This window comes from Xanthobacter sp. BG11Y11_SDJG, from assembly GCF_057364445.1.
This window is the reverse complement of record NZ_JBNFNU010000362.1, coordinates 1-4283: the sequence shown is the minus strand read 5'-3', so window position 1 is coordinate 4283 and position 4283 is coordinate 1. Positions and strand designations below refer to the sequence as shown.

Annotated in this window: 2 protein-coding genes, 1 tRNA gene and 1 pseudogene; 3 read left to right on the top strand and 1 reads right to left on the bottom strand. The window is 70.2% G+C overall.

The features are described 5' to 3' along the window. Positions 1-127: 127 nt before the first annotated feature. Positions 128-1098: pseudogene (locus AC2W7M_RS20730) on the bottom strand (LLM class flavin-dependent oxidoreductase); the annotation flags it as partial. A gap of 162 nt (positions 1099-1260) precedes the next feature. Here AC2W7M_RS20730 and AC2W7M_RS20725 point away from each other — a divergent pair. From AC2W7M_RS20725 to AC2W7M_RS20715, 3 genes are all read left to right on the top strand, one after another. Further along, a tRNA-Lys gene (locus AC2W7M_RS20725) sits at positions 1261-1336 on the top strand. A gap of 262 nt (positions 1337-1598) precedes the next feature. Beyond that, positions 1599-2546 carry a diguanylate cyclase gene (locus tag AC2W7M_RS20720; RefSeq protein WP_486134549.1) on the top strand — a complete coding sequence of 316 codons (948 nt, stop codon included), beginning with the start codon at positions 1599-1601 and terminating at the stop codon, positions 2544-2546. A 542-nt stretch (positions 2547-3088) separates the two neighbouring features. After that, positions 3089-4270, top strand: coding sequence for a M20 aminoacylase family protein (locus AC2W7M_RS20715; RefSeq protein WP_486134547.1), 1182 nt, complete (start codon positions 3089-3091; stop codon positions 4268-4270). The last annotated feature ends 13 nt before the right edge of the window (positions 4271-4283 follow it).

Genomic DNA, 4283 nt, shown 5'->3' with positions numbered 1-4283 from the left:
CCGGGCGCCGGCGCCGCCATAAGCCAGGGCGAGGCCCCAGCAGACGGGCGAAAGCCGCGCGAGACTTGCCGCGCGCGGTCAGCTGCCGGTCAGGGCCGGCACCGGCGCGGGGTGCGGACATCAGGCCGAGCGAGGCGATGATCTCGAACGAGCGCAGCCGCTCGGCATGTTCGTAGACATCCGAGACGATCATCACCTCGTCCACCCCGGTCTCGGCCAGGAATGCCGAGATGCCGGCGCGCACCGTCTCCGGTCCGCCCACCACCGAGCGCGCCAGCTTGCGCCGCGCCTGGGCCTTCTCCATGGGCGTCCAATAGGTCTCGATGTCGTCGATGGGCGGCTTGCTGAGGCCGCGGGCGCCGCGGAACTGGTCGGCGGCGCTCATCTGCTGGGTGGTGGCGAGCCGGCGGGCCTGCTCGTCCGTCTGCGCCGCGATCACGTTGAGGCCCGCCATGGCATAGGGCCGCTGCAGCGTGGCCGAAGGCTGGAACCGCTCGCGGTAGATGGCGAGCGCCTCGATCAGCTGGTCGGGGGCGAAGTGCGAGGCGAACGCGTAGGGCAGGCCGAGGATCGCCGCCAGCTGCGCGCCATAGGTGCTCGAGCCGAGGATCCAGAGCGGCACCTGCGTGCCCGCCGCCGGCACCGCCTGGATGCGCCGGCCCGCCGCCTCGGGAGACAGATAGGCCTGCAGCTCCAGCACGTCCTGGGGGAAGGCGTCGGCGGCTTCATAGGTGCGGCGCAGGGCGCGCAGGGTCTCGCCGTCGGTGCCCGGAGCGCGGCCGAGGCCGAGGTCGATGCGGCCGGGAACAGCTGTTCCAGGGTGCCGAACTGCTCGGCGATCACCAGTGGCGAATGGTTCGGCAGCATGATCCCGCCGGCCCCCACCCGGATGGTTCGGGTGCCGGCGGCGATATGGCCGACCACCACCGCCGTGGCGGCGCTGGCGATGCCCGCCATGTTGTGATGCTCGGCCACCCAGAAGCGGGTGTAGCCCCAGTGCTCCGCATGGGCGGCGAGATCGCGGGCATTGAGCAGGGCGCCGCGCGCATCGGTGCCCTGGGTGATGCGCACCAGATCGAGGATGGAGAAGGAGGCCATGAGGAAGGGTTCCGGAATCTGTCCACAGCCGCGCCGCCCCCGGCCGCAGCCCGCCCCTTCATGTAGTGCGCCTTTGCGGCGACGCGATGGGGGAAGGCCGATTCTTGCCGGCGCCCAGCCTTGACGCTGCCCGCCCGGCAGCCTAACCACGCTTCCCACAGTGAGCCCGTAGCTCAGCCGGTAGAGCACGTGACTTTTAATCATGGGGTCTCGGGTTCGAATCCCGACGGGCTCACCAAATCCTCCGCGGCATCCACCTCCTGGCTTTCGACGGCCTCCTGGCTTTCGGCGGCCCGCTGGCGCCGGGGTCTCCGCAGCGCGCCCGGCCATGCGGGTCCGAAAATGTCCACGGCCACGCTTGCTGGCGGAGGCGCCGTCTTCTAGCCTCAGTACAACCCGGTCACACCCTCCGAGAGCGTGCGCAGCCGATCGTGTGGACCCCCCCGCCCCCTCCCGCCAATGAAGCGGAACGCCTGCGCGTCCTTGCGGCGTGCCAGATCATGGACACGCCGGCCGACCGGCGGTTCGACCGGCTGACGCGCCTTGCCACCCGCTTCTATGGCGTGGACGTGGCCTTCATCGGCTTCGTGGACGCCAGCCACCAATGGATGAAATCCATGTCGGCGGCGGGGCTTGCGCAGGCGGTCGAACGGCCGCGCACCGTGTGCAACCTGATCATCGAAAGCGGCCGCTCGCTGGTGGTGGGCGACCTGAAGAGCGATCCGCGCTTCATCGGCCATCCGCTCATCCCGCATCTCGATCTGCACTTTTATGCCGGCGTGCCGCTGCTGGCCGCGGAGGGGCTCGCCATCGGCTCGTTCTGCATCATGGCGCGTGCGCCGGGCGATGAGGCGACGTTCGACATCGGTCCGCTGGAGGAGTTCGCCGCCATCGCCATGGACGAGATCGAGCTGTGGCGGATGAGCGAGGAACTGAAGGAACGCGCCGAGGTGGATGCGCTCACCGGCCTCGCCAACCGCCGGCGCTTCGATGCCGCCCTCGACCGCGCGCTGCGCCGTGCCGCCCGCACGCGCGCGCCGCAATCCCTGCTGCTGCTGGACGTGGACCGCTTCAAGGCCTTCAACGATCTCGGCGGGCACGTGGCGGGCGACAAGGCGCTTTCGCGGCTCGGCGAGATCCTGAAGACCACCGCGCGCCGGCCCGACGACACCGCCGCCCGCTATGGCGGCGAGGAATTCGCCCTCATTCTGCCGGATACCGGCGAGGACGGCGCGCTGGCCATCGCCGAGCGGGTCCGTGCGCGCCTGCGCGAGGCGGAGATCGCCCATCCGGCCGGCGGCTGGCTCACCGTCAGCATCGGCATTGCCACCACCGCCGGGACTTCGAGCGGTGCCGAAGAGATCGTGCGCGAGGCGGACAGCGCGCTCTATGCGGCCAAGCGCGCCGGTCGCGATGCGGTGCGTCAGAGCGTCGCCGCCGCGGGCTAGCGACGTTCCGCCCGCATCGGCGCAGGCCAGGCGCCGCCTGCGGGGAGGGGGCCATGCGAGCGGGCGCCGCCCCGATGTCCGGCGCGCCACTTGAGGTTTCACCACAATCGGACGCTTGTGACGCAGCGCCTTGAAAGTGCGTGCGGAAATCAATGTCCGGCGTCCCCGGGGGGATGTTCGGTGCGCTCCGCAATTGCCGGATTCGGTGCCGCGAACATCGGGTTATCCGGACCACTCCTGTCCCTGCTTCGACCGAGTTGCTCCAGGCCAGATGCGGACAATCGCCCTCTATGCAAATCTACAAAACATGTTTAAAAACAGAAATATAATGCGATTTTCTCAAGTTATGACTCAACCTCCGGCGATCCCTGCCGTCGTGCCGGTTGACTTGAGCACGGCGCCAGGCAGCATGACGGCGAGCCCCATGGCGTGACCTCCGGCGGGCGCTGGCCCGGCCGGGAATGGCCAAGTCCCGCCAAGTCCGGCCGAGTACAGCCAAATACGGCCAAGTACGGTGACTGCCTCATGCCCTTGGACGCCTCATGCCTGTGAACAATCGCATTGCCGCCGCAGCAAACGAGATTGCCCAATGGCGCCAGGCGCTCCACCGCCGGCCCGAGCTGCAATACGACCTGCCTCTGACGGCGGCCTATGTGGCCGACAAGCTGCGGGAATTCGGCTGTGACGAGGTGGCCGAGGGCATCGGCGGCACGGGCGTCGTCGGCGTCATCCGGGGCAGGGGGCCGGGCCGGGCCGTCGCCCTTCGCGCCGACATGGATGCACTGCCCATCGTCGAGGCGACCGGCGCCGCCTATGCGTCGGAGCACCCCGGCCGGATGCACGCCTGCGGCCATGACGGCCACATGGCGATGCTGCTCGGCGCCGCGCGTCACCTCGCCGAGACTCGGGCCTTCGCCGGCACGGTGCACGTGGTGTTTCAGCCGGCCGAGGAAGGCGGCGCGGGGGCCCGCGCCATGGTCGAGGACGGCCTGTTCACCCGCTTTCCATCGGACGCGGTCTACGGCATGCACAACATGCCGGGGCTGGAGGTGGGCCGCTTCGCCATGCGGCCGGGGCCGATCATGGCCTCGTCCGACCAGGTGGAGATCCTCGTCGAGGGCCGCGGCGGGCATGCGGCGAAGCCCGAGCAGGGGGTCGACGCGGTGCTCTGCGCCGCCGCCATCGTCACATCCTTGCAGCAGGTGGTGGCCCGCAATGTCGGGCCGCTCGATGCCGCCGTGGTCTCCATCTGCGTGTTCCAGGCCGGCGAGGTGGACAATGTGCTGCCGCCCCGCGCGCGCCTGCTCGGCACCGTGCGCGCGCTCGATCCCGGGGTGCGACTCAAGGTGTTCCAGCGGGTGGAGGAGGTGGCTCACGGCATCGCCGCCGCCCATGGCGCGCGCGCCACGGTGCGCATCAAGGAGGGCTATCCGGTGACGCGCAACCATGCGCCCGAGGCTGCCTTCGCCGCCGAGGTGGCACGCGAGATCGTCGGCGCGGACCATGTGGACGACGCGACCGTGCCCATGATGTGGGCCGAGGACTTCGCCTTCATGCTGGAGGCGCTGCCGGGCGCCTATGTCTTCATCGGCAACGGGCCGAGCTCCGGCCTTCACAGCCCGACCTACGACTTCTGCGACGACGCCATCGCCTTCGGCGCCTCTTACTGGGTGCGGCTCGCCGAGCGCGCGCTCGGCGGCGGGCGGGAGGACGCGGCGGGGTAGGGGCCCGGGATCA

What these genes read in the sequence shown, in the direction of transcription:
- AC2W7M_RS20715 (WP_486134547.1), top strand. Translation starts at nt 3,089, where the DNA reads ATGCCTGTGAACAATCGCATTGCCGCCGCAGCAAACGAGATTGCCCAA.
- AC2W7M_RS20720 (WP_486134549.1), top strand. Translation starts at nt 1,599, where the DNA reads ATGGACACGCCGGCCGACCGGCGGTTCGACCGGCTGACGCGCCTTGCC.